We start from the raw sequence: 26,047 nt of genomic DNA on the forward strand, positions 1-26,047 counted from the left end.
GAAAATTCTATCAAAGTTTTTGATAGAATTTTCTAACGAAATTTATAGTTATTAAATAGATGGATTGGCTGTAATAGGTTTGATATCTTTTAATACAAGTAAATATACAAGTGCACCAATAGCACAAGCACAACCAGAAACGACTAGGGCATACATAAATGAACCTGTTGCTCCAATAATATATCCCGTTACGATTGGACCTAAAATACCACCACAATTTGAGACAGTATTTTGGATACCACCTAAGACAGATGTCATATTTCGCGGAGCAATATCGCCAGGAAGACACCAAATGGCTGAGCCAGAAAAAGCAAGCCCAATATATGAAATACAAAGTAGCATCATCATTACAGTAATTGAATCAACTAACCCGGCAAGCGAAATGGAAGTCGCAATTAACATTCCTCCAACTAAATTTATTTTTCTAGCTAGATTAATATTATTGGTTTTAATGTAGATAAAATCAGTTAACCATCCACCAATCCATTGACCAATTATGCCGCATAATGGTGGTAGCATAGCTAAAAATCCCATTTCGGTTAAACTTAAACCGCGTTCTTTCATTAAATAAGTTGGAAACCAAGTAATGAAAAAATAAACAGCATAGTTAAGCATGAAAAAGCCTATACACATCGCTATCACATTACGGTATTTTAGTAATTGATACCATTTCATTGGTTGTACTTTATCGATTCCTTCTTTTTTTATTTGGCCGTCACGAATATATTTCAATTCTGTAGGACTAATACTAGGATGTTGTTCAGGATCTTGATAAACACATAACCACCAAATAACCCAAACAAGACCTAATGCGCCACAAATAAAAAATGCTGCATGCCATCCTAATGAAGCTATAATCCAAACAACCAGTGGCATGGCAAATGCTGTGCCAAATCGAGAGCCACTATCAAATAATGCTGTTACACGACCTCGTTCTCTATCGGGAAACCATTTCGCGGTAATGCCTCCGTTACAAGGATATGCAGCAGCTTCGCCAATTCCCATAAATACCCGAGCAAAAATAAAACCAATGGGGGTAGTTGCTAGTGCTGTTGCACCCGTTGCTAACGACCACCAAGTCACTGAACCTGCGAGTGTTTTCCGTTGGCCAAAACGATCGGCAATAAAGCCAGCTGGAATTTGGCAACAAGCATAACTTAAGAAAAACGCTGACATTATCCAGCCCATTGCTTCAGGAGAAATATTTAAATCAGTAGCAATAATTGGAGCAGCAGCAGACATTACAGTTCTATCCAAATAGTTAATTACAATAGCAAATAACATGAGTATAGCTATATGGAATCGAATACGACTATTTTTTTTAGGCATAAAAAAACCTCTTTTTATAAATTATTTAATAATATATTCATTTAGTTATCTTAATTTAATATTGAAAATGTTAATTAAGGTACCAAGTGAATTAGTAACTTCTATTTCATTCAAATGGCATATTGATAGTAGTGAAAAAATTCACTCAGATAAGGAATTGTTTGTTTGATTGTGGTAGGGATAATATTTTTCTGTTTTTTATTTGTTTTTAATCTTTGATGTCATTTCTTATTGCATATCATCATTACCTTTCAAAATAACTTTGATGTTGATCACATTTATCCAATAAATCTTTTAAAGCTAAATTTTTAGCTCTTCATACTCGTTCGTAATGGTTCACTCTTTTAAGGATAAATTATGACAAGTGCATTTTATAAAAAACCGACTTATTGGTTTGCTTCGTTTTATAGCATTATGTATTACGCAGCAGGTAGTTTTGTTTTTTCCTTTTATGCAATATGGCTTAGTAAAGAGATTGGTTTAACGGCAAAACAGACGGGTATTATCTATTCTTTTAACTATTTTATCTCGTTGATTATCATGATTATTTATGGTGTCTATCAAGATAAATTAGTCTTAAAAAAACATCTGATTTGGTTTCAAAGTATCATCATAACTTGTGCCGCACCTGCATTGATCTATGTTTATGAACCGCTATTAAGACACAATTTTTATGTTGGTGTAATCTTTGGTAGTTTCTTCTTAGGTTTTGGTTGGGTTGCCGGTATGGGCTTAATCGATTCTTACTGTGAAAAAATCAGCCGTGCTTTTAATTTTGAATTTGGACAATGCCGCACTTGGGGTTGTATTGCCTATGCGGTGGGTACCTTTATCGCCGGTATATTAATTAGTATTAATCCTCATCTTAACTTTTGGGCTGCTTCAGCAGTGGGTATCTGTTTTATGATACTTAATCTAAATTTCAAACCAGATTTAAGCAAATCATCGGCAGCCGTATTCCAGAAGAAAGATAAATTAAGTTTTAATGAAATTGTTTCAGTATTTGGACTCAAAAAGTTTTGGATATTTGTTATTTATGTACTGGGAACCTACAGCTTGTACAACATTTATGACCAACAATTATTCCCGGTCTTTTTTACTCAGCAATTTACCGATGTCAACGACGGTTATCGTTTATACGGTATGTTGAATTCATTTCAAGTCTTTTTAGAAGCAGCGGTAATGTTTTGTGTGCCATTTGTTGTGAACAAAGTGGGTGCTAAAAATGCCTTAATCTTTGCGGCATTTATTTCGGCAACGCGAATATTTTTAACGGGTCATGTGGAAAGTATTGCCATTATTTCAATCATAAAACTTATGCACTGTTTAGAGATCTCAACCATTTTAGTCTCAGTGTTTAAATATATTGATAATAATTTTAATGCTCGCTTGTCAGCTACCGTGTTCTTAATTGGTTATCAAGTAGCCGGATCAGTAGGCGTAATACTATTTTCTACCTTTGTGGGTAATTTTTATGACACAGAGGGCGCAGCGACAACATTTAACTATTTAGGTTTAGTGGTTTTAGGCTTCATGCTGTTTGCTATGGCCTTTTTAAGTCGTGATAGAAAATCAGACAAAATTGAAAACGAAAGTAATTAAGCAAAAAATTTGTAATTTAATCAATAGTATTTGATAAAACATATTAAGGATGCAAAATGAACATATTTAATTCAGTAACCCAATTTAACTTTGAACAAACCCGAACAATTTCACCGGAAAACATGACGGGTGAAAAAGGTAAATCCTGCATGAAAGCCAGCGCTTTAGGTCCTAGCCGTAAAGGGCAAGGGTTCATTTCAATTCCGGCCGGTCAAACCGTGACAATTGCCGAGATTAACGGTCCGGGTGAAATCCGCCACATGTGGTTTACCCTAACGGATAGAACACATCGGGGTAGTTTTGTGTTACGTGATGTGGTGATTCGAATTTATTGGGATGATGAAAAAGTGCCGTCGGTTGAAAGCCCGATAGGCGATTTTTTCTGTAATGGTTTTGGCGCTAGATGTGATATTAACTCCTTGCCAATCGTGGTAAATCCAACCGGTGGATTTAACAGCTACTTTAGAATGCCATTTAATAAGAAAGCCAGAATTGAAATTCAAAATGAGCATGAAGCTGATCTGCAACATTTCTTTTTTACTGTCAATTACGCTTTAATGCCTAAACCGTTTGAACAACCGTTGTATTTTCATGCCCAGTGGCGCCGTCAACGCATCACCAATTATGCGCAAGATTACGTAATACTCGATAACGTTCAAGGACATGGTTATTATGTCGGCACTTACCTTGCTTTAACTGCACTTGAGCGTTATTGGTGGGGTGAAGGTGAGTTTAAATTCTATCTGGATGATGATAGCGATTATCCGACTCAACACTCTACAGGCTCAGAGGACTATTTTGGTGGTGCTTGGGCTTTTCATAATCGTGATAGTCAAGGTAGACCTAAAGCGAAGTGTTTCCAAACACTGTTTATGGGCTATCCATATCAAACTAATCGGGATGCAACTCGTGACTTTTTCCAAACCGGTGATTCAAATCCGGTGCATGGTTTTGGTGATGATGGCTTACCTTCACATGGTTTATATCGCTGGCATCTGCCCGATCCGATTGCATTTCATAAAAACATTAAGTTAGCTTTTCAACAAATAGGTAATGATGATATAAGATTGTATGAACGATGTGATGATATTGCTAGTGTTGCTTATTGGTATCAAAATCCGTCAGAAAATCACAATCCCCCATTTTTGAATAAGCAACAACGTACCCCACGCTAATTTGAAGGTGATGTATGGCGAGTAATAAATTAAAGATCAATGATATTGCTCGTTTGGCTGGCGTGTCGGCAACGACCGTCAGTCATATTTTTAATAAACGGGATAAAAAATATCGAATCTCTCCGCAAACCCGGCAACGGGTGTTATCGATTGCTGAGCAGTACAGTAATCAATCTCATATCCGTCAATATTTAATTAAAGCTAATAGTACCAATACCGTTGGGGTAATTGTGCCGGATATGTCCAATTCCTTCTTCTCCATGTTTTTGCATCATCTGGAAGCGGCATTTCGGCAAAAAAATATCCAGTTACTTATTACCTGTAGTCACTATAATAAAGAAGTTGAAATCAAAGTAGCTCAAAATTTAGTTGAGCGCAGAGTTGATGCGATGATTGTGGTGACCTCTTTAGATAGTGATGAGTTTTATGTTGATATCAACCAAAATACGCCTGTTCTGTTTTTTGACAGATATCTTTATAACACTAAAATACCGTTTATCACCAGTGAAGCTTTACAGTCAGTTGCACATTTGATTGAGCCTTATGCCAAACAGTTAGATGAATTTTATTTTATCGGTTGTGACATTCAACTTACCTCAATTCAAGCTAGGCTTGCCGGGTTTAAGTTAGGGCTTGAACGTGCCGGATTATCGGTTAAGCCTGATTGGATTGTAAGTGATGATTATTGCCCTAATAAAGGTTATGAACTGCTCAAATGTGTTCATCAAAAATTAGGGCGTTTGCCAAAAGCGATATTTACGCCGTCGGGTAATTTACTGCAAGAGGTGCTCAATTATTTGGTTGCGGTAAAAGCTGATCCTAAGCAGATCTGTTTATGTTCTTACGACTATAATCTTTATCTTGATTATTCGTATTATCCGATTGATGCGATTGCGCAAGATTTTGAATCGATGGTTAACACTTGTGTTAATGTCGTTAATCGGTTATTAAATTTTAACGAGTTAAAAGATAACGCTATGTTTATTAAACCGAAAATAATACGTTATCGTAAGAATTAAACATTAACTAATACGGTAATCATGCGATTAGCGATTGGCATTTTTCATAATACGTGCTTTATCAACTTGCCATTGACGCTCTTTGATGTCGGTGCGTTTGTCGTACTCTTTCTTACCTTTAGCCACGCCAATTTTTACTTTAGCCCAAGCATTTTTCCAATATAAAGACAGGGCGACAACAGTGTAGCCTTGACGATTGATTTTCCCAAATAAAGCGTTTAACTCCCGTTGATTTAACAGCAGTTTTCGAGTGCGCATTGGCTCACAAACTACATGGGTAGATGCCACATTAAGAGGTGTAATGGTTGCACCAAATAACCACGCTTCGCCGTCTTTAAGTAGGACGTAACTGTCACTAATGTTAGCTTTGCCAGCACGTAGTGATTTCACTTCCCAGCCTTGCAGGGATAGCCCCGCCTCAATTTCCTCTTCAATAAAGTACTCATGGCGTGCGCGTTTGTTTAATGCAATTGTTGCCGAACCCGGCTTATGTGATTTTTTCTTTGTCATAGTGTGCGTTATTATAAAGTTACGTGATACTATATGTCACTAATTTTAATTTTAAATTTGAATTTTATTATTATGGCGCAAGTTTTTTACGAGGTGGTCGAGCCTTACTCTGTCGAGCAGATGTTCGCATTGGTTAATGATATTGCTAAATACCCCGAATTTGTTCCTGATTGTATCGCATCGGGTATTATTAAAAAACAAGATAATATTATTGCTGCATTTATTGAAGTTGAAAAGTTTGGTTTTAAAAAATCGTTTACGACTTTAAATCAGCTCAATGAACCTAATTCGATAGATATTACACTGTTAGAAGGGCCATTTAAGCACTTGACGGGACAATGGCTATTTACCCCTATTGAGCAAAACAGGTGTAAAATCAGTTTTCGCTTGGATTTTGAATTTAAAAATAAGTTGTTAGATTTGACCTTTACCCCGGTTTTTAAAGAGGTGATGACAAATATGGTCAATGCGTTTTCACAAAGAGCAAGGCAGATATATTAAAATGATAACGATTGAAGTTGTTTATGCTTTACCAAATAATCCGACAATCATTAAATGTACGGTTGATAAACAAACTAATGTCTTGCAAGCGATAACAAAATCCAATATCTTATCTATCTGTGGGATAAAATTAGATGAGAATTTAGTCGGTATTTATGGAAAACGTTGTCAGCTGACTGATCAGCTTAACGACGGTGACCGTATTGAAATCTATCGCACACTCATTAATGATCCTAAAGAGATAAGACGAGCAAGAGCAGCACTAAAAAAATAATGATTTGAAGTGAAGGGAACCCAATGCATAATCTGCTAATTGAAAAGATTGAAACTTTGTGCAAAAAACGTGGTATTAAGCTGACAACGCAACGTCGAACAGTTTTAGACATCATGTTAAGCGCAAATAAAGCAATGAGTGCATATGATTTGTTGGATCTTTTAAAAGTCAGTGAACCGCAAGCAAAACCCCCCACTATCTATCGTGCGCTTGAGTTTTTATTAGAACACGGATTTATTCATAAAGTTGAATCATCAAATAGCTATATTATTTGCCCCCATTTTCATGATCCTGAGCATATTTCAATTTTATTTATTTGTGATAAATGCCAACAAATTATTGAAAAACACTCCGAGGATATCGAGAAGCAACTTAAACAATTAGCCCAACAAAGCCACTTTTTAATCAAACACAGTGTGCTTGAAATTCATGGAATCTGTCAATCGTGTCAACATTAATTATTGCCCTTTGGTTGATTAATCTCGCCTGTGATACTGTAGGTCAAATTGCTTTTAAATATGCGGCAATGACCTCTAAACATAAGCAAGGGATTGGTTATTGGCATCGACTGTTTTGTAACTATTGGCTATGGCTTGGCTTTGGTTGCTATTTTATCGGTTTTATTTTTTGGCTGGCTTTCTTGAGTGAAGTTCATTTATCTCAAGGTATATTATTGGGTTCCTTTAATATGATTACGGTAATGCTGGCTGGGCGTATACTATTCAAAGAGCACTTAACAGCCTTTCGACTTATTGGTATATTTTTTATCACAACCGGAGTGGTATTAGTTGGACTTAATTAATGAAGAAATTTTATATCATCGGTTTTATTTTATTGCTTTTCTTTGATACTTTTGGTCAAACCAGTTTTAAATTAACGGCAATTGCTGCACTGCCATTTGAAATAAGTTTTGATTGGTTAGTGCGAATATTTACCAACGGCTGGGCATATGTGGTAATGCTTGGTTACACAGGCGCATTTATGACGTGGATGGTGTTGTTAAAAAAAGCGCCGGTTGGTCCTGCTTTTGCCGCTTCGCATCTGCAAGTGGTGACCGTGATGCTGGTATCGGTTGTGGTATTTAATGAACAAATCACCTGTATACGCTTAGTCGGTGCATTATTTATTATTATCGGTATTGTTTTTCTGGCGTTAGCGGAACAAAGATTACAGCGATCATCTTAATTATTTACGTTAGATGTAAATAAGATTATCTTAAAAAATAAAAACAGCTCTCCCTAGCTTGAAAAGCAAGCTATAAAAGCCAATTGCCGTGAAAAGGGTTAAAAATAATAGCATTCAGAGTTTAGAATGAATTATATCTGTTTATCCCCGTTTTTTAGCATCTCAATAATGGTGCGGTTAGCGTCAGGAAATTCATCGGCAATTAACTCTTCTTGATCAACCCAGCGGCTCGGTTGTCCCTCTTTGGCAAAGGGTACGCCGTCCCACTCTTCAACAAGATAAGCATGAATGGTGATATCACGATCATCATAACTGTGTTTGACGACTTTTAAAAATTGAGCGTTGTGTATCTGGATATCGACTTCTTCTGCTATTTCACGTTGTAATGTTTGATAGGGCGTTTCGCCAGCTTCAATTTTTCCACCCGGAAATTCCCAAAAACCAGCAAGATGAGAGTCTTCACCACGTTGCGTGATAAAGATTTGACAATTTTGTGAACGAATAATACCTATAGCAATTTCAGTATGTTTTTTCATAATCCTATTGGTCTGAATAAAACCAAAGGGGAAAGTTAACCTTTCCCTTTCGATTCTGTTGTCAACTTAATTGACTATTTTAACATCATTATTGCTTGATGATACTAAATTTTTGTCAATTATTGTACAGCGCCGTGACAATGTTTGTATTTTTTACCTGAGCCACATGGACAAGGATCGTTACGACCAACTTTCGCTTCTGTTCGTACAATTGGTTGTGGTGAGCTTGGTGATTGGTCTTGATTTTCACCGTTAAAACCACCGATAGACTCATGGTTGGCATGCTGTTTTGCCATAAGTCTTTCCATTTCTGCTTGACGTTGACGCTCTGCTTCATCCACTTCTTGTTGAGAACGAATTTGCACCCGGCTTATATAACCAATGACATCATATTTTAACGATTCTAACATGTTAGCAAACATGTTAAATGATTCACGTTTATACTCCTGTTTCGGGTCTTTTTGTGCATAACCACGTAAATGGATACCTTGACGCAGATAATCCATTGCCGCTAAGTGCTCTTTCCACAAAGTATCAAGCGTTTGTAACATAACACTCTTTTCAAAGTCTCTGAGCGCTTCAGAACCGGCGATATTTTCTTTTTCGATATATCGGTCAGTGGCAATTTGCATAATGCGTTCACGCAACGTTTCTTCATGAAGATTTTGTTCTTCATCGAGCCACTTACTGATAGGTAGTTCAAGATCGAAATCGGTTTTTAAGGCATTTTCAAGTCCAGGTACATCCCACATCTCTTCAATCGATTGTGGTGGAATATACTGATCAATAACCGCATTAAACACATCACCACGAATTGAATCAATCGTCTCTTTAATATCAGAATTGTCTAACAGTTCGTTTCGCTGGCGATAGATAGCTTTACGTTGGTCATTTGCAACATCATCATATTCAAGTAATTGCTTACGAATATCAAAGTTACGACTTTCAACCTTTTTCTGAGCGTTAGCGATTGCTTTAGTGACCCACGGATGTTCGATAGCTTCGCCTTCTTTCATCCCCAGTTTACGCATCATATTACCCACACGTTCAGAAGCAAAGATTCTCATTAATGGATCTTCAAGCGATAGATAAAAACGTGAAGCACCTGGATCACCTTGACGTCCAGCACGGCCTCGTAACTGGTTATCAATACGACGAGATTCATGGCGCTCTGTACCTAAAATATAAAGCCCGCCTAATGCAATAACTTCTTCATGTTTTGCTTGCCATGCTTGTTTGGCTTTTTCGATATCTTCCGGTGTTGGGTTTTCAATATGAGCGAGATCACTTTGCCAGTTACCACCTAACATGATATCCGTACCACGACCCGCCATATTAGTTGCGATAGTCACAGCACCTTTACTACCGGCATTGGCAATAATCTCAGCTTCTTGAGCATGGAATTTAGCATTTAACACATTATGTTTGATACCTGCTTTTTTAAATGCGTTAGACACTAACTCAGATTTTTCAATTGAAGCTGTACCCACTAACACGGGTTGACCACGTTCGATACAGGCTTTTACATCGGCAACAATCGCATCAATTTTTTCTTTTTCGCTCATAAAGACCAAATCAGGATAATCTTTACGTACCATTGGGCGATTGGTTGGTATAACAATCGTATCTAAACCATAAATTTGGTTAAATTCGAACGCTTCTGTATCAGCAGTACCGGTCATACCTGCTAATTTTTGATAGAGGCGGAAGTAATTTTGGAAAGTGATTGACGCTAATGTTTGGTTTTCATTATTAATTTTTACATGCTCTTTAGCTTCAACCGCTTGATGTAAACCGTCAGACCAACGGCGACCGTCCATTGTTCGGCCGGTATGTTCATCGACAATGATAATTTCGTTATCTCTAACAATATAATCAACATCACGATGAAATAAATGATGTGCTCGTAGGGCGGCGTTGACATGATGCATTAGCACGATATTACTCGGTGAGTAAAGTGATTCATCACTTTTCATAATACCTTGTTTGATCAGCAGCTCTTCAACTTTAATTAAACCACGTTCAGTTAAGTTGACTTGACGAGATTTTTCATCGATTGAAAAGTCACCGTCGCCTTGGAATTGATCTGAATCTTCTTTTTCTTGTCTGATTAAGCTTGGAATGATTTTATCAACACTGACATAACGATCAGAGCTATCTTCCGCCTGTCCGGAGATAATGAGAGGTGTTCGGGCTTCATCAATTAAGATTGAGTCAACTTCATCCACTAACGCATAATGTAATGGGCGTTGAACTCGAGCATTTTTGCTAAACACCATATTGTCACGTAGGTAGTCAAAGCCATATTCGTTATTGGTACCATAAGTAATATCGGCATCATAGGCTTCACGCTTTAGGTGTGGCGGAAGATTAGGCAGGTTGATACCAACACTTAAGCCTAAAAATTCAAATAATGGGCGGTTGTTTTCCGCATCACGTTGCGCTAAGTAATCATTGACTGTAACAACATGTACGCCTTTGCCGGTTAAGGCATTTAAGTAAGCGGGTAAGGTTGCTGTTAATGTTTTACCTTCACCGGTGCGCATTTCGGCAATACAGCGCTCATTAAGCACCATGCCCCCAATAAGCTGGACATCAAAATGGCGCATACCAAAAACCCGTTTACTGGCTTCACGAACAACAGCAAAGGCTTCTTCTAAAATATCATCTAATTTTGTGCCGTCAGCGATTTTTTGTTTAAATTCATTGGTTTTTGCTTTCAGCTCATCATCAGTTAACGCTTCCATTGCAGGTTCTAATGCATTGATTCTTTCGACACGTTTGCGCATCATTTTTAAGATACGCTCATTACGACTACCGAACACTTTTGTTAATAATTTTAATAACATAAACTTTCTCTTATTCTTTTTTAATAGGTGTAATAAGGCATACGCCTTTTTGCGAAAATAGTATTTATTTGAGTTTCAAACTCGCTAAACGGTAGTTATAGGACCTGCTCTTATCGCATTATCGGGCGATAAACGGACCGCTTTACTCAATGACAAATCATCATAAATAGGCGAATTGATTTGCACATAAGCATGTCGTTTTGCCGATAGGGGGAGTGTTTGAGATGCTGATTTACTTGGTGCTTGATGATCTTGCACAATTGCGGCAATCGCAATAATATCAACATGTGAGATTGATGACTGCGCAGGTAAACCCGGTTGCTGGTACAAACCAAATCCAGCAGCAATCACACCTAATAATAAGTGCGATAATGCAGTTTTAATAATTAAGCGTTTGTGGAGTTGTTTACAATAGCTAATCACAGTCATAGTGGCAACATTCTAGCATTTTTTACCAAAATTAAAACAATTATTACAGCATTGTCATTGAGTCCTTTTAATGGCAGAAGAGAAATCGATTAATGTCTATGATTGAGTCGTTAGCCAGTTGAAGGTTAAGTTAGTAAAATTTCGTTTATTCAATAAGATATTATCCACTTGCCCAATTATATTCGGGTTTTTGCAGGTGTTAAATAGGCTGATGCAAATATCAACGCCAGCTTATTATCTTGCTTTAATGCTAATTTCGCGAGTTGATTAGCTGTATTTGCCTCGTCTGATGCTGAAGGTGCAATAAGCAAAGTAGTCTTTTTTTAAGGTAGTTAAGCTTTAGGATGAAAGCGACATAATCATTCTCATTAAGAAAATGGGAGATGGCAATATTTATCATTGTCATCCCCCATTGTGGTCTGTATTGAATATTGGCTTTTATTTTCATCTTTTTTATTCACGTTCTGGCATTGAATAGAAAAGATGAAAGATGGTTATTTCACCATTAATTGCCCCATCATGCCTAATGTTTCATGTTCAACGATATGACAATGATACATGCGTAATCCCGGCATATTTTGTTGAATTTTAATAACAAGCGTTTCGTGCGGGCGTAAGTTAGTGGTATCTTTCAAGGCAACAAACTCGGGTGTAGTTTTCGTGCCATTTAATTCACGAGATTGCACAATAAATTGCGCTCCATGTATATGGAAATTGTGATCCATATGTGAGTTGTTAACAATTGTCCACTCTTCAACATCGTGAAGTTTACTTTCTAAGTCGATTCGTGACATATCATGCCGTTTGCCATTAATTAAAAACAGCATACCACCTCGAGGCTCACTTTTATCCATTACTTCGGTATATTCAAGTGATTTTTTGGCGACGGCTTCACCTAAAGTTGGTACTTGTTTTAGATGAGTCGGTAGAACGGTACTGGCCGTTTGAGTTAACTGGAGCTGTGAAAGAATGATGTTTTGTTCCGGCGGTACATTCCCCATTTTGCCACGATCGTAGCCAATGTTTTGCAAGTAAAGGCTGGCGGTTTTTTTCGGAACGATAACCACTTCAGCCCGTTCTGCCGGAGTAAGTAATAGCGGTTTGTTGAGTTGATGCGGCTCGGCAATGAAACCGCCGTCGGTAGCAACTAAAAAGACATCACAATCCGGTATGGATAGGTTTAAATATCGGCCAGAACACGCATTCCAGATTCTGACTCGGGTTGCTCCTTCTACTTTTATATTGGGTTGGTAAGCGCCATTGATTAACACAAATTGTCCTTCCCGACCATTCATCCAGTCAGTCATGGAGTTTTCGGCGATTTCGCCGTTTTCAGTTAATTTTAAGTCGGAAAAGAACCAATGTTGCTCCGGTAGCGAAGCGAGCGGATCATTTTTACTGCGCACAATAAAGGTACCGGCTAACCCACGAAAGACTTGTTCTGCAACCGTATTATGCCCATGTGGATGATACCAATATGTCCCGGCTGTGCCTTCCGGTATGGTAAATTCATAAACCCGGCTGCCACCTGCCGGAATAGCATCTTGTGGGTTTCCGTCTTGATCTGAAGGAATAAGCAAACCATGCCAGTGAACGGTTGTCGGTTGTGACAGATCATTTTTAACGGTTATTTTAACATGATCGCCTTCAAATACTTCGATTTTCGGGCCTGGAATCATGCCATTATATGCCCAAAATTCGGTGGTAATTTCCGGTGTTAAGGCTATCTTGACCGGTTTTAAATGTAGCGTTGCTTCAAATACGCCAGCTTGGGTGCTGGTATTTTTTAAATTAGTCAACTCGGGTAAATTTTTACCGTGTGGTAGCGCTGTAGTCGATAACAGTTTTTGTGGCATGTTGTTATTCATGTTCATATTCATGTTCATGTTCATATGGTCGTGCATATCCCCCTCCGTATTACAGTTATCAGATTTAACATCACAAACGTTTTCGGACATCGATGAGTGATTCATTTTGGCGATAGCTTTAGTGGCAATTAATCCGCCTAGGGCTGCGGTAAAACTGATGATAAAATTTCGACGTTTCATAATATTCCTTTAAAATACATTTAGTTAAATAATAACCTTCTCTTCAAAACACCATAATAAAAAGCCAGACAAGCGGTGCCTTTTATTGCGTTATTGATCGTGAATTACTTACTTCTTATTTATGTGTAGATAAAAACGTTTTAAGCAATTTTTGGTGGTTTTAACTCAGGAATAAATGCTTTATACACCGGTATAAATTTTATTGGTCGGTACTGTTCGCTTTCAGTGGCATAATCAAAGGAGATAACGTAGTCAGTGATAAGCGAACCACATGTTAAGCAGTGATTGGCTAATTGACAGGTGTTTGGGAATGCTGATTTAGGATTAGATTTACTGGTAGTTAAGTAGCTTTCGATTTGATTTATTTTTACAGCTGTTTGATGCGCCAAATGACAACGAGCAGGGGATTGAAAATTATTTTTAGATAAATGCCATACAGAAACACTCAACAAAAATAATACTATTGCCAATAGGGCAATAATATTATAAGCGTTATTGTTGATTCTTAATGACATAGTAAATCTCACTATTCATCTAACAAAATATGCGCTTATTTTACCGAAAAAAGCGCGAAATTTGTACTTTTTTTAGGAACTTTAAGGTTAAATGATTGAATTCATTTTCTCGCATAGTGACAATAATAGCGCTGGTTGTCTTTTGCTGAGTAAAAAATAAGCTAAATATCAACGATATTTAGATAAAATATGTAAGATAAATACTAACTGTTCTGTTATTATATTTGTATAACAAAAAAATGTGAAATATAACGGTATGAAAATTCTTTTTGGTGTTCAAGGCACAGGAAATGGCCATATTAGTCGTTGTAGAACATTAGCTAAAGCATTGAAAAAGGTTGGCGCTGATGTTGATTATATTTTTAGTGGTCGTGATGCTAAAGATTATTTTGATATGGAAGCATTTGGTAACTATAAAACCTTTTGTGGTCTCTCTTTTGCAACGCTTAATGGTAAGATTAATTTTCGTAAAACAATCCAACGAATTCGAGCTTTTCGGCTGATTAAAGATGTCCGTGAGCTGGATCTTTCAAATTATGACTGTATTATTAGCGATTTTGAGCCGGTTAGTGCTTGGGCTGCTCACAATCAACATCGGGAGAGTCTAGGGATCAGTAATCAGGCCGTTTGCCAATACCTTAAACCGAAAGAGTATGGCATGATTGCCAATGTGATTATGAAATATTATGCGCCTGTGACTCAACCTATAGGTCTGCATTGGTTTCATTTTGGGCATAAACTGATTCCACCAATGATTGATTCATTTGATGTTGCACCAACTGAGAACGGAACAATCGTTGTTTATTTACCGTTTGAAGGGTTAGATGAAATTACCCAGTTTTTAACGCCGTATAAAGAGTATCAATTTATCTGTTTTCATCCGGATGTTAAACAATCATCAAATCAAGGTAATATCACCATGCATACCCTCAGTCGGGAAAATTTTACGCATGCGTTATTAAGCTGTTCGGGTATTATTTCTAATACGGGTTTTGCTCTAATTTCAGAAGCGTTAGCGTTGGGTAAAAAAATTCTAACTAAGCCGGTTTCTGGTCAATTTGAACAAATTTATAATGCTCAGTGCTTGCAAACTTTAGATATGGCAACGGTAATGGAAAATTTAAATCATGCTAAACTTAAACATTGGTTAAATCTTGCATCGCCTCAACCAACGATCTATCCGGATGTTGCAACGGAATTAGCAAATTGGATTGTTTCAGGGCAAAAAGAGTCTTTACTATCGTTAAGTCAACGATTATGGCGTGCAACGGTATTTTCGGAAAATGTGCAAAAACGTATTAAATCTTTAGGGTATTGTGTATAAAGGAAATAGTATGATTTTAAGTATTATTGTTGCCATGGCGGATAATCGTGTGATTGGTTTAAATAATCAAATGCCATGGCATTTACCTGCTGATTTAGCATGGTTTAAAAAAAATACGCTAAATAAACCTGTGATTATGGGACGTAAAACGTTTGAATCAATCGGTCGACCCTTGCCTCATCGCCATAATATCATTATTAGTCGACAGGCAGAGAAAAGCCAAGCTAATGAGGAAAATATCAGTTGGGTTGGATCAATTGATGAAGCTATCGCATTGGCTAAAACGCAGCAGGTCGAAGAGGCATTTATTATTGGTGGTGGCAATATATATAATCAGTCGCTACCTTTTGTTGATCGTCTGTACTTAACCCATATTCAAGCGGATTTAAAGGGCGATACCTATTTTCCGGATTATCAGCCGGAAAACTGGCAGCAAGTTTATTGTGAAAATCATCATGCCGATGATAAAAATCCTTATGATTATCAGTTTGAAATTTTAGCCAGAAGTTAAAGGTCAATACGTTGCCACAACGTTAAGCTGTGGCAAATAAACAGGTTTTAGCCCTGTAATCGTTTTGCTTCAACCACATCCGGTAACTGCTTAATCTTAGTTAATACTCGATTAAGTGAATCTTGATTAAATATCTGCATATCCATATCAATGGTTGCAAGTTGCTGTTTCATTTCAATGCGGCTGGTAACACTTAGCACATTGACTTTTTCGTTGGCTAATATGGTGGTGATATCCCGCAATAAGCCACTTCTGTCATTGGCAATAATTCTGACAATCATGGTGTAACTTGAATTGTGATTACCGCTCCATTGCGCACTGGTGATCCGCTCCGGCGCATGGTTTTTTAATTCTTGTAGTTGTTCACAATCAGCACGGTGAATGGAGATGCCTCGACCTTGAGTGACAAATCCCACTATCGGATCACCGGGTATCGGGCGGCAGCAGTTAGCAATGGTGTACATTAAATTATCCACACCTTCGATAATAATTTCGCCACATTTACTTGCGGTTTTAGTCATGTTTTTGGCTTGCGTCGTCGATTTTTGGGTGATCTGTTTTAAAGCCGCTTCATCTTCTTCTTCCGCCGTTGGTTTGTTAAATTGGGCATTGATAAAATTCACTAATTGATTAATTCTAACATCGCCACTACCAATACCAGCAAGCACTTCATTAAATGAATGTGCGTTATATTTATTGATGAGGATCTTTTCAACACTTTTTAAACTGATATTTAAAGGCTCAAGTTCATTAGATAAGATCTGTTCACCGGTAGCAATATTTTTATCACGATCTTGCTTTTTAAACCAGGCAAGGATTTTGGCTCTGGCTCGACTGCTGTTAACAAAACCGGTATTGGGATTTAACCAGTCACGGCTAGGGTTAGGCTGTTTTTGGGTGATGATTTCGACTTGATCACCGATTTTGAGATTGTAAGTAAATGGCACAATGCGTCCGCCAACTTTGGCGCCAATACAGCGATGTCCAACATCACTATGAATATGGTAAGCAAAATCAAGCGGGGTTGAGCCAGCAGGCAAATCAACCACATCGCCTTTAGGGGTGAAGACGTAAACACGATCATCAAAAATTTGGCTTCTGACCGCTTCTTGTATCTCGCCACTTTCTGACATCTCTTGTTGCCATGTGAGTAGCTTACGTAACCAAGAAATCCGTTGATCGTAAGCGGTCATTTTATCGGTACTGCCTTCTTTGTACTTCCAATGTGCCGCAACGCCTAATTCGGCATCATTATGCATTTGTTCCGTTCGGATTTGAATTTCTATGGTTTTTTCTTCAGGACCATATACCACCGTATGAATCGATTGGTACCCGTTTGGTTTGGGATTAGCGACATAATCGTCAAACTCTTTGGCAATGTGTTTATAGTGACTATGCACAATACCTAATGCATTATAACAGTCTTCAATTCGATCGCAGATGATACGTACCGCTCTGATATCGTAAAGCTCGTCGAACTGTAGATGTTTACGTTCCATTTTTCGCCATATGCTGTAGATGTGTTTTGGTCGCCCGTAAACCTCTGCCCGAATATGGTCTTGATTCATCATATCTTGAAGATTTTTAACAAACTGATTGATATATTGCTCACGATCTAAGCGTTTTTCTTGTAATTGTGAGGCGATAAAGCGATATTGATCGGGATATAAATAACGGAAACAAAAATCTTCTAATTCCCATTTTAGTTGCCCAATACCTAACCGATTGGCAAGTGGCGCATAAATATTAAAGCACTCTTTAGCGGCAAGAAATTGCTCTTCTTGAGGCGCATGCATTAACGTACGTAAGTAGGTGATGCGTTCGGCAATTTTGATAACAACACTGCGGAAATCGTTGACCATTGCCAATAACATACGTCTGATGCTATCAATTTGTTCATTGGTTGCATTACCATTACGAATCGCCCGCAATTGGCGAATATCTTTCATTTTGATAATGCTGGAAAGAATGTGAATGATTTCACGATCGAAATCTTCGGGGATATCTTCCCGGCGGATAACTTTGGCATCAAGGAAAGGAAGCAGTAGGGCGGCACACAGGCTATTGATATCCATATTTAAGGTTGACAAAATTTCGACCATTTCAATCGCATTTTGAAAACAATATGTTTGCTCAGCCGATCCGGCACTATTTTCAAAACAGAAATCCCAAATATCTTTAAACTTCTGATAGGATTCTTGATTGGTCAATAACAGCTCGTGTTTAGCCCACAGTTCAACATCAAATTGAGCAAGAGAGTAATGCTCTTCATGCTGTTGGTGCGCTCCTCTAATTGATACCATAATTACGGTCCTAACTTTGTTAACAATAACATTGATTCAATGTGCTTGGTTTGAGGAAACATATCTAATATCGCAACTTGAGAAATTTGGTATCCTGCATCAATAAATTGTTTGGTGTCTCTTGCTAACGTCGCCGGATTACACGAAATATAAACAATTTTAGATGGTGCAAGTTTCACAATTTCAGCTGAAGCATTCAAAGCACCTGCACGGGCAGGATCGAGCAATACTTTACTAAATTGTGATTCACTCCAGATTGCAAATTGTGCTGTATCCTCTAAATTTCCTGTTATAAAATGTGTTTGGGCACAAATGTCATTCTTATTTAATATGGTGTTGAATTTGGCTTTTTCAACCAGCGCCTCAACACCTTCTACGCCAGTAACAGATTTGCATAACTTTGCCATTGGCAACGAAAAATTACCCATACCACAGAACAGATCCAGTACATTATCTGTGGGTTCTAAGGCCAGCCACTGTAGCGCTTGATTAACCATTTTTTGATTAATTTTACTATTTACTTGGATAAAATCGAGTGGACTAACCGTTAATTTTAAATGATTAACAAGGTAATAATGTTCGGTGTTACCGGTTATGTGCACTAATTGTTTGCCATGTAAATAGAGTGAAATATTATTAGTATCGGCAAATTGTTTTAATATATTAGTCTCTTTTTCCGTCATTGGCATGGTATGTCTTAGTACCATGACAATTCCACTGTCGAGGGCAATTAATTCAACATGTCCCAGTGCTTTTTGCTGTTTAATATTTTTTAAGCAGATCTGTAATGGAGCAATGAGCGCATCTAACTTAGGAACTAAAATTGGGCAGTTTTGAATATTAATAATCTGATTAGATTCTGCCTGCCTGAAGCCTACCAACAACTCACCTTTAACCAAATTAATTGATAGCCTTGCCCGCCGGCGGTATCCGTATGGCTGATCGGCGATAATAAGCGGTGCTTGCGCTAAAACCGATGTTAATGATGCCTGACTCTCTTTTTGTAATAGTTTTATCAAAGCTTGATATTTAGCTTGCTGCTGTAAGTGTGACGAAATATGTTGCAGTTCGCACCCGCCACAGCGCTGATAATATTGACACTGAGGTGTGACCCGTTCGTTGCTTTGATTGTGATATTTGATAACTTTTGCTTTAGCGTAATTTTTTTTATCTTCTGTCAATACAATATCAACAGTTTCGCCCGGTAGAGCCGATTTTACAAATAGAGTTTTACCTTTGTCATTGGCCACGCCTTGACCGAAGGCATCTAAATTTTCAACTGTGACTGTCAGTTTTTGCGCTGTGAGTTTTTTTTTCGTTGGGGTATAGAATTTGACCATTTTAACTACAATTATGTTAACCGTTCAAGTAATGCCGTTTTGACATGTAAAGGGACTAAATTTGTCACATCCCCGCCATGGTAGGCGACTTCTTTAACAATTGTTGATGAAATAAAGCCCATCGCTATTGACGGCATTAAAAATAGGGTATCGAGATCAGCTTTAAGTGCTCGGTTCATTTCGGCCAGTTGCCTTTCGTATTCAAAATCGTGTGTAGTTCTGACGCCTCGAACAATGACCGTTGCATTATGTTCGTGAGCAAACTTTGCCATTAACGTTTCAAAACCAATTACCTCAACATTAAGTAAATGTTCACTTGCTGTAGAGGCTAAATTGACCCGCTCATCTAGCGTAAATAGGGTTTTTTTGTTGGGGCTTTGGGCAATGGCAACAATAAGACGAGGAAATAGTTTTGAGGCTCGTGTTATCAGATCGATATGTCCATTAGTGATAGGATCGAACGTACCGGGAAAAACGGCGGTCAAGGTTTTACTTTTCATCAGTCATATTATCCATTATTAAATGTGGGGATATCATACCTAATTTTATTTAGGATTGTTAGTTAAGTAAGGTAAATTTCTTTTTATTTTTATACTAAAACGTATATATTTTCTGAAAGTTCTTGACAAAACGGCGCATAAGAAAGTGATAACACCGATTAGATCATAAGGCGAGCATGGGCGATTGATAGGTTTAAAAATAAAAAAAGCAAATTATGGAAGAAGCGGTGACTTCCACCATAATTTGTGTCACAGTGACATTAAGGTACCGACTACTAAGTGAAAAAATGAAAAGTTGTTTGGTGATGATAAGCCTGATCTGGTTGCAAAAAACAGCTAGCTTGCGCCCACTCCGGATGATGTGGACTATCCGGTAAGCATTCGGCTTCTAATGCGACGCCGGCAAAATTGTTATACTCACCATTGTGACGATTAGGAGTATGTTGCAAAAAATTGCCTGTGTAGACCTGTAGCGCTGGCTGAGTTGTGGTCATATTCATCACAATTTTTTTATCACCGGATATGAGCTGTGCAGCAATAGATTGTGTCTTATCTAATAGATATGCGTGGTCATAACCGCCGGTTTTTTGCCTTTCTTCACTCTCAAGCAATCTATCCGATAGCAATCTTGGTTGGCGTAAATCCATGTCCGCTTGAGTGACATCGGTTAAATCACCGCAAGGAATGCCCTGTTTATCGACCGGTAAGTATAAGTTAGCATTGACTTTTAATGTGTGGGAAAGAATATTTTTACTGCTTTCGCCATCGAGATTAAAGTAAGCATGGTTGGTTAAATTTACCGGTGTTGTTTTGTTGGTGGTGGCTTGAAACTCGATCACAACTTGATTTTCATCGGTTAAATGATAACTGACTGTGACGTTAAGTTCACCGGGAAAGCCTTGATCGCCGTCAGGTGAAATTAAACTAAAAGTCACTTTTTGTGCCGATTGATTTTTGATATCCCATAACAATTTATCAAAACCTAGCTTGCCGCCATGAAGTTGGTTTTCCCCTTGATTGGCAACAAGTCGATAGTGGGTGCCAGCTATATCAATGGCAGCGCCTGCAATTCGGTTTGCATAACGCCCAATTGTTGCCCCTAAATAGGCATCTTGCTGTTGATATTGTTCAAAGGTTTTACAGCCAAGTAATACTTCGCGGTGTTCTCCGGCATTAATTGGCACTAAACAAGATAGCCAAGTTGCGCCCCAATTCGAGACTTTAACTTGCATACCTTGTTTATTCGTAAGAGTAATAATCTGCATTACTGACATATTGCACTGGCTCCTTCACTCGGCTGGCAAACATAGCATGTTTCTTTAATGCCAAACTTTTGCTGATAATGGTTATGCACCACCGCTTTGACGTCGTCCACTTTATCTTTAGGTACCAAAGCAACCACGCAACCGCCAAAACCGCCGCCGGTCATACGCACGCCACCTTCATCGCCGATGACTTTGTGGATAATTTCAACTAAGTAATCAATTGCCGGAACGGTGATTTCAAAATCATCACGCATCGATTTGTGGCTTTGCGCCATAAGTAGTGATAAAAGTTTGTAATCCCTCACTTCCAGCGCATGTGATGCTAATAAGGTACGCTCATTTTCAGTAATCACATGGCGAGCCCGTTTAAATACCACCGGATTAAGTGTTGACTCAATGACTTCCAACTCAGCAAGTGATGCATCACGCAATGCCCTGACGCCTAATGCTTCGGCGGCGGCTTCGCATTGTTCACGGCGGGTGTTGTATTGGCTATCGACTAAGCCTCGTTTGATGTTGGAATTGATAATCACTACAGCGAGATCGTCAGGAATACTGACCGGATGAGTCCCTAATGTGCGGCAATCAATCAATAATGCATGTTGTGCTTCTCCTAATGCCGATATCAGTTGATCCATAATGCCACAGTTACAACCCACAAACTGATTTTCGGCTTCTTGCCCGATTAAGGCAAGTTTAGTGCCATCTAACGGCAGTTGATAAAGCACTTGAAACATTTTACCCACCGCCACCTCAAGTGATGCTGAGGAGCTTAAGCCAGCACCTTGTGGCACATTACCGCTAATAACAAAGTCTGCGCCATGAATATTGTCGGCATATTTTTTTAAATGTTTCACTACGCCTCGTACATAATTCGCCCATTGATAGTTTGGGTGCTTTTCGATTGGCTTGTCTAACGAAAACTCATCTTGTTGATGATGATAATCCAGCGCAATGACTCGTATAATATTATCGGAACGTTTGTTGCAACTGATTACGGTTTGATAATTAATCGCACACGGTAACACATAGCCGTCGTTGTAGTCGGTATGTTCACCAATTAAATTGACTCGTCCGGGAGCTTGCACAACCGTATCGGGTTGGTATCCAAATTGACTTTCAAAAGCTTGTGTGGTTTTTTCGATTAATGCTTTCATCTATTTATCCTTTTGAGCTTTATAGTGCACATCACTAACGTTACGCAGTCTTTCGGCTGCCTGTTCTGGCGTTAAATCTCGTTGTACTTCAGCGAGCATCTCATAACCAACCATGAATTTTTTAACTGTAGCTGAACGTAACAATGGGGGATAAAAATGTGCATGTAATTGCCAATATTGTGCGTTATTTTCTCCGTATGGCGCACCATGCCAGCCCATTGAATAAGGGAAAGAGCAGTTAAACAAGTTATCATAGCGGCAGGTTAATTTTTTTAGTGCAATAGCTAAATCAACTTGTTGTTCATTCGTTAATAAAGTCAGTTGTGGAATATGGGTTTTCGGTAACAGTAATGTTTCAAAAGGCCATACCGCCCAAAATGGCACAACCGCCAACCAATAGTCTGTTTCAACGACAATACGTTCACGAGCGATAAGTTCTTTTTCGACATAATCAACCAATAAATTGCGGTGGTATTTCTGAAAATAATGGCGCATGTTCTGATCTTCACGTGCAATTTCATTGGGTATAAAGCTATTTGCCCAAATTTGCCCATGTGGATGTGGGTTTGAGCAACCCATTGCTGCGCCTTTATTTTCAAATATTTGCACCCATGGGTAATGTTGGCTAAGTTCTTGTTGTTGACGAATCCATGTCTTAATAACGCCCTCAATCGCAGGTAAATCAAGTTCGGGTATTGTTTTACTGTGATCGGGTGAAAAACAGATAACCCGACTTGTTCCCCTGGCACTTTGCATTTGAAAGAGGGGATCGTCATTTACCGGCGAGTCGGGCGTATTTTCCATTAGTGCAGCAAAATCATTGGTAAAAACAAACGTTCCGGTATAGTCAGGGTTCACATCGCCGGTGACACGCTTATTGCCCGGGCACAAAAAACAATTTGGATCGTAGCTTGGTTTTTGCTCCTGATTTAATGTCTCTTGCTGACCTTGCCAAGGCCGTTTTGCTCGATGTGGCGAAACAAGTACCCATTGATTGGTCAACGGGTTATACCGACGATGAGGATGATCAACCGGGTTAAAAATGTCCATTTGTACCTCTTATCTGATTTTGCCTAATTTTTTATTGAAGATCACCCAATTAATCCGGGTAACCTTGTGGGTTTTTTGATTGCCAATGCCATGAATCTTTGACCATGTCATCAAGCGTGAGTTTGGTTTTCCAACCTAATATTTGTTCGGCTTTCTTCGCATCAGCCCAAAAAGCAGGCAGATCGCCGGCTCGTTTCGGCGCAAAATGCCAATTGAGTGGCTTGCCGGATGCTTTTTCAAAAGCTTGAATGACTTGTAATACACTGTAGCCAATGCCGGAACCTAAGTTATAAATGTGTACACCGGCTTTATTGTGGTCTGCTTTAAGGGCGGCAATATGACCGTCAGCTAAATCAACGACATGAATAAAGTCACGCACACAAGTACCGTCTTGTGTTGGGTAGTCATTGCCAAATACGGCTAGCGATTGTCGTTTACCTATGGCAACTTGCGTAATATACGGCATAAGATTGTTTGGGATACCTAGCGGATCTTCGCCCATTAATCCGCTTGGATGCGCCCCAACCGGGTTAAAATAACGTAGGATTGTCAATGACCAATCAGGCTCAGCGACCGCTAAATCCATGATGCATTGTTCAACCATTAATTTACTTTTGCCATAAGGACTGGTTGGTAAACCTTGTGGTAAGGTCTCAACGTAAGGAACGGGTGCCAGCTCACCATATACGGTTGCTGATGAACTAAAAACTAACTGTTTAACACCCGCATCACGCATTGCTTTCATCAAAACGATACTGCCGTAAACATTGTTTTGGTAATACTCAAGTGGTTTATGTACCGACTCGCCCACCGCTTTTAGACCCGCAAAATGGATAACCGCTTGTATTTTATGCTCGTTGAAAATTTTAGCTAAAAGCTCTGCATCACACACATCACCTTGATAAAAATCAACACGCTGTCCGGTTATTTGTTCTATTCTGTCTAATACAGATGCTTTACTGTTAAACAAATTATCAATCACAATAGGCGTATAGCCCGATTGAATCAATTGTACGCATGTGTGACTTCCTATATATCCGCAACCGCCTGTAACTAATATTTTCATTTTCAAACCTTTATTTTATGCAAGTTAAGTTAAGCGAAGGTCAATTAATCTTGTGTATCTTCACTTTTTTGTTTTCTAAAAAGATCCCATGGACCCCGTCCAGATAAGGTGAAGGATGAAATTATAGTAAAGCTAAAAGCAATTAAGCCAAGTACTAAGTATGCTCCTTCAAAACCAATTTTAACATACATTAATCCTGCAAAGGTGGACATAAACATAATCGATAACTGTTTTGCAAAACAAAATGCAATTAAGTAAACCGTTGCCGATAAGCGAATCGGAAAGTGTTTAGTAATATATTTAAATGCACCAACTAACAATAATGGGGCTTCAAACATATGTAAGGTCTTTAAAATAACAACTTCAACGGCATTACTGGCAAAGGCTGAGCCAGTTATGCGAATTGACATAATAGCGCCAGCAACTAACAACGTATTTTTGCTACCAATTTTCATCACAATAAGCGGCGCAAAAAACATGACAGTCGCATTTAAAAATTCACCGAGGGTGGTGACATAACCAAAGGCTTCTCGCCCTATCTGTTCACTTGAAAAAAATGAGGTGAAAAAGTTAGCAAATTGTTGATCAAATACATCATAAGTGCAAGCAACACCGACAATATATAGCATAAAAAACCAAGTTTTTCGCATGCTAAGCAAGTCAACGGCTAATTTCAGGTTAAAAGGCTCGGGTTTATTTAGTCCCATTTGTTCAACCACATCGGTAGTTGACGTTTTGGCTGGATCGGCGATTTTGACTAAAAATAACAAAATCAGCGCAAAGCCGGAACACAACCAATATACAGCGTTGACATCTTTCGATATCATTATACCGACAAATGAAGCGCAGATAGCCCAACCAAAACAGCCAAACATGCGGCAGCGACCAAATTCAAACCCACTGCGTCGACTGATTTTTTCAACCAATGCTTCAATAGCGGGCGCTCCACCACTAAATACCATACCGAGATAAAAACCGCCGGCTATGGCACCTAGTGTCACATTAAATCTTAAAAGTGGTCCAAGTACGAAAATAAAAAACGGACCAAATAACACTAATAGCAAGGTTATGACCCATAGCAGATGTTTTTTAAGTCCCAACTTATCGGAAACTAAACCAAATAAAGGCTGAAAAAACAGTGCGAAAAGTGAAATAAATGAAAACACATAACCGGTGTCGGCTTCATTTAGTCCATTCATTTTCAACCAAACAGGAAAAAATGGACAATAAGCGCCCATAATGAAAAAGTACAGAAAGAAGTAGAGGCTAAACACCCAATAATTCTTGTTGTGTAATGAAGACTTGATATTTTGATTCATAGTGAACTTCCTTTGCTAAGCCTTAAATGATTAATTCATCATTTGGGAATCGTTTACATATTCAGTAAACAGAAAAAGCTACATAAGATTGCGTAAATAATATCACTAAGAAAATCCAAAAAAAGTGATCCAGGTAACACTTTATGAAATCGTTTACATTTTTTATTTGCCCGACATTAACCGTTACTTTAGTCGTTAATCTATTGTTTAAATTAGTATTATTAGCTATTTTCTAAAAAG

Annotated in this window: 25 protein-coding genes; 10 read left to right on the top strand and 15 right to left on the bottom strand. The window is 38.4% G+C overall.

Features of this window, described 5'->3' with window-relative positions:
- Window positions 1-51: 51 nt before the first annotated feature.
- Window positions 52-1,329, bottom strand: coding sequence for an MFS transporter (locus tag GYM74_RS02545; RefSeq protein WP_220218930.1), 1,278 nt, complete (start codon window positions 1,327-1,329; stop codon window positions 52-54).
- Between the two features lie 357 nt (window positions 1,330-1,686).
- Here GYM74_RS02545 and GYM74_RS02550 point away from each other — a divergent pair, with 357 nt between their 5' ends.
- The 3 genes from GYM74_RS02550 to GYM74_RS02560 are packed head-to-tail and all read left to right on the top strand — an operon-like array spanning window position 1,687 to window position 5,125.
- On the top strand, window positions 1,687-2,931 hold the full coding sequence (locus tag GYM74_RS02550; protein ID WP_220218931.1) for an oligosaccharide MFS transporter: 1,245 nt from the start codon (window positions 1,687-1,689) through the stop codon (window positions 2,929-2,931).
- Window positions 2,932-2,987: 56 nt separating this feature from the next.
- On the top strand, window positions 2,988-4,106 hold the full coding sequence (locus GYM74_RS02555; protein ID WP_220218932.1) for a glycoside hydrolase family 172 protein: 1,119 nt from the start codon (window positions 2,988-2,990) through the stop codon (window positions 4,104-4,106).
- A 14-nt stretch (window positions 4,107-4,120) separates the two neighbouring features.
- Complete coding sequence (locus tag GYM74_RS02560; protein WP_220218933.1) at window positions 4,121-5,125, top strand: LacI family DNA-binding transcriptional regulator; 1,005 nt, start codon at window positions 4,121-4,123, stop codon at window positions 5,123-5,125.
- 27 nt (window positions 5,126-5,152) lie between these two features.
- Here GYM74_RS02560 and smpB read toward each other — a convergent pair whose 3' ends face one another.
- On the bottom strand, window positions 5,153-5,635 hold the full coding sequence (gene smpB / locus GYM74_RS02565; protein WP_220218934.1) for an SsrA-binding protein SmpB: 483 nt from the start codon (window positions 5,633-5,635) through the stop codon (window positions 5,153-5,155).
- 33 nt (window positions 5,636-5,668) lie between these two features.
- Between smpB and GYM74_RS02570 the strand changes: the two genes are divergently transcribed.
- Genes GYM74_RS02570 through GYM74_RS02590 form a run of 5 tightly spaced genes read left to right on the top strand, consistent with a single transcriptional unit; the run spans window position 5,669 to window position 7,595 of the window.
- Complete coding sequence (locus GYM74_RS02570) at window positions 5,669-6,136, top strand: type II toxin-antitoxin system RatA family toxin (protein WP_220218935.1); 468 nt, start codon at window positions 5,669-5,671, stop codon at window positions 6,134-6,136.
- On the top strand, window positions 6,132-6,410 hold the full coding sequence (locus GYM74_RS02575; RefSeq protein ID WP_366518654.1) for an RnfH family protein: 279 nt from the start codon (window positions 6,132-6,134) through the stop codon (window positions 6,408-6,410). Before GYM74_RS02570 ends, GYM74_RS02575 begins: the two co-directional genes overlap by 5 nt.
- A gap of 23 nt (window positions 6,411-6,433) precedes the next feature.
- Window positions 6,434-6,868, top strand: a complete 435-nt coding sequence (zur, locus tag GYM74_RS02580; protein WP_220218937.1) for a zinc uptake transcriptional repressor Zur — start codon at window positions 6,434-6,436, stop codon at window positions 6,866-6,868.
- On the top strand, window positions 6,856-7,212 hold the full coding sequence (locus tag GYM74_RS02585) for an EamA family transporter (protein ID WP_220218938.1): 357 nt from the start codon (window positions 6,856-6,858) through the stop codon (window positions 7,210-7,212). The genes zur and GYM74_RS02585 overlap by 13 nt, the downstream gene beginning before the upstream one ends.
- Window positions 7,212-7,595 (top strand): EamA family transporter, encoded by a 384-nt coding sequence (locus tag GYM74_RS02590; RefSeq protein WP_220218939.1) that lies wholly within the window; start codon window positions 7,212-7,214, stop codon window positions 7,593-7,595. The genes GYM74_RS02585 and GYM74_RS02590 overlap by 1 nt, the downstream gene beginning before the upstream one ends.
- A 131-nt stretch (window positions 7,596-7,726) precedes the next feature.
- Here GYM74_RS02590 and mutT read toward each other — a convergent pair whose 3' ends face one another.
- From mutT to GYM74_RS02615, 5 genes are all read right to left on the bottom strand, one after another.
- A complete protein-coding gene (gene mutT / locus GYM74_RS02595) occupies window positions 7,727-8,131 on the bottom strand; it encodes an 8-oxo-dGTP diphosphatase MutT (protein WP_220218940.1) in 405 nt (134 codons plus the stop codon).
- A gap of 119 nt (window positions 8,132-8,250) precedes the next feature.
- Window positions 8,251-10,980, bottom strand: a complete 2,730-nt coding sequence (gene secA / locus GYM74_RS12300) for a preprotein translocase subunit SecA (protein WP_294845255.1) — start codon at window positions 10,978-10,980, stop codon at window positions 8,251-8,253.
- 84 nt (window positions 10,981-11,064) lie between these two features.
- Window positions 11,065-11,409, bottom strand: coding sequence for a hypothetical protein (locus GYM74_RS02605; protein ID WP_220218941.1), 345 nt, complete (start codon window positions 11,407-11,409; stop codon window positions 11,065-11,067).
- A 494-nt stretch (window positions 11,410-11,903) separates the two neighbouring features.
- Entirely contained in the window at window positions 11,904-13,457 is a 1,554-nt protein-coding gene (locus GYM74_RS02610; RefSeq protein WP_220218942.1) for a multicopper oxidase family protein, read from the bottom strand.
- Between the two features lie 140 nt (window positions 13,458-13,597).
- Complete coding sequence (locus GYM74_RS02615; RefSeq protein ID WP_220218943.1) at window positions 13,598-13,972, bottom strand: hypothetical protein; 375 nt, start codon at window positions 13,970-13,972, stop codon at window positions 13,598-13,600.
- Window positions 13,973-14,228: 256 nt separating this feature from the next.
- Between GYM74_RS02615 and GYM74_RS02620 the strand changes: the two genes are divergently transcribed.
- Window positions 14,229-15,296: an MJ1255/VC2487 family glycosyltransferase gene (locus GYM74_RS02620; protein WP_220218944.1), complete on the top strand. Its 1,068-nt coding sequence runs from the start codon at window positions 14,229-14,231 to the stop codon at window positions 15,294-15,296.
- A 10-nt stretch (window positions 15,297-15,306) separates the two neighbouring features.
- Window positions 15,307-15,807: a type 3 dihydrofolate reductase gene (gene folA / locus GYM74_RS02625; RefSeq protein ID WP_220218945.1), complete on the top strand. Its 501-nt coding sequence runs from the start codon at window positions 15,307-15,309 to the stop codon at window positions 15,805-15,807.
- Between the two features lie 47 nt (window positions 15,808-15,854).
- Here the strand turns inward: folA and relA are convergent, their stop codons facing one another.
- The 8 genes from relA to GYM74_RS02665 form a co-directional block, all read right to left on the bottom strand.
- Window positions 15,855-18,110, bottom strand: coding sequence for a GTP diphosphokinase (gene relA / locus GYM74_RS02630; RefSeq protein ID WP_220218946.1), 2,256 nt, complete (start codon window positions 18,108-18,110; stop codon window positions 15,855-15,857).
- Between the two features lie 2 nt (window positions 18,111-18,112).
- Entirely contained in the window at window positions 18,113-19,450 is a 1,338-nt protein-coding gene (rlmD, locus tag GYM74_RS02635) for a 23S rRNA (uracil(1939)-C(5))-methyltransferase RlmD (protein ID WP_220218947.1), read from the bottom strand.
- Window positions 19,451-19,461: 11 nt separating this feature from the next.
- Window positions 19,462-19,950 carry a pantetheine-phosphate adenylyltransferase gene (gene coaD / locus GYM74_RS02640; protein WP_220218948.1) on the bottom strand — a complete coding sequence of 163 codons (489 nt, stop codon included), beginning with the start codon at window positions 19,948-19,950 and terminating at the stop codon, window positions 19,462-19,464.
- A 275-nt stretch (window positions 19,951-20,225) separates the two neighbouring features.
- A complete protein-coding gene (galM, locus tag GYM74_RS02645) occupies window positions 20,226-21,224 on the bottom strand; it encodes a galactose-1-epimerase (protein ID WP_220218949.1) in 999 nt (332 codons plus the stop codon).
- Entirely contained in the window at window positions 21,215-22,372 is a 1,158-nt protein-coding gene (gene galK / locus GYM74_RS02650) for a galactokinase (protein ID WP_220218950.1), read from the bottom strand. The genes galM and galK overlap by 10 nt, the downstream gene beginning before the upstream one ends.
- Window positions 22,373-23,422, bottom strand: coding sequence for a galactose-1-phosphate uridylyltransferase (gene galT, locus GYM74_RS02655; protein ID WP_220218951.1), 1,050 nt, complete (start codon window positions 23,420-23,422; stop codon window positions 22,373-22,375).
- Between the two features lie 49 nt (window positions 23,423-23,471).
- A complete protein-coding gene (galE, locus tag GYM74_RS02660) occupies window positions 23,472-24,488 on the bottom strand; it encodes a UDP-glucose 4-epimerase GalE (RefSeq protein WP_220218952.1) in 1,017 nt (338 codons plus the stop codon).
- A 44-nt stretch (window positions 24,489-24,532) separates the two neighbouring features.
- Window positions 24,533-25,807: an MFS transporter gene (locus GYM74_RS02665; protein ID WP_220218953.1), complete on the bottom strand. Its 1,275-nt coding sequence runs from the start codon at window positions 25,805-25,807 to the stop codon at window positions 24,533-24,535.
- Between the last annotated feature and the right edge of the window lie 240 nt (window positions 25,808-26,047).

Source organism: Gilliamella sp. ESL0405, from assembly GCF_019469205.1.
Lineage (GTDB): Bacteria > Pseudomonadota > Gammaproteobacteria > Enterobacterales > Orbaceae > Gilliamella.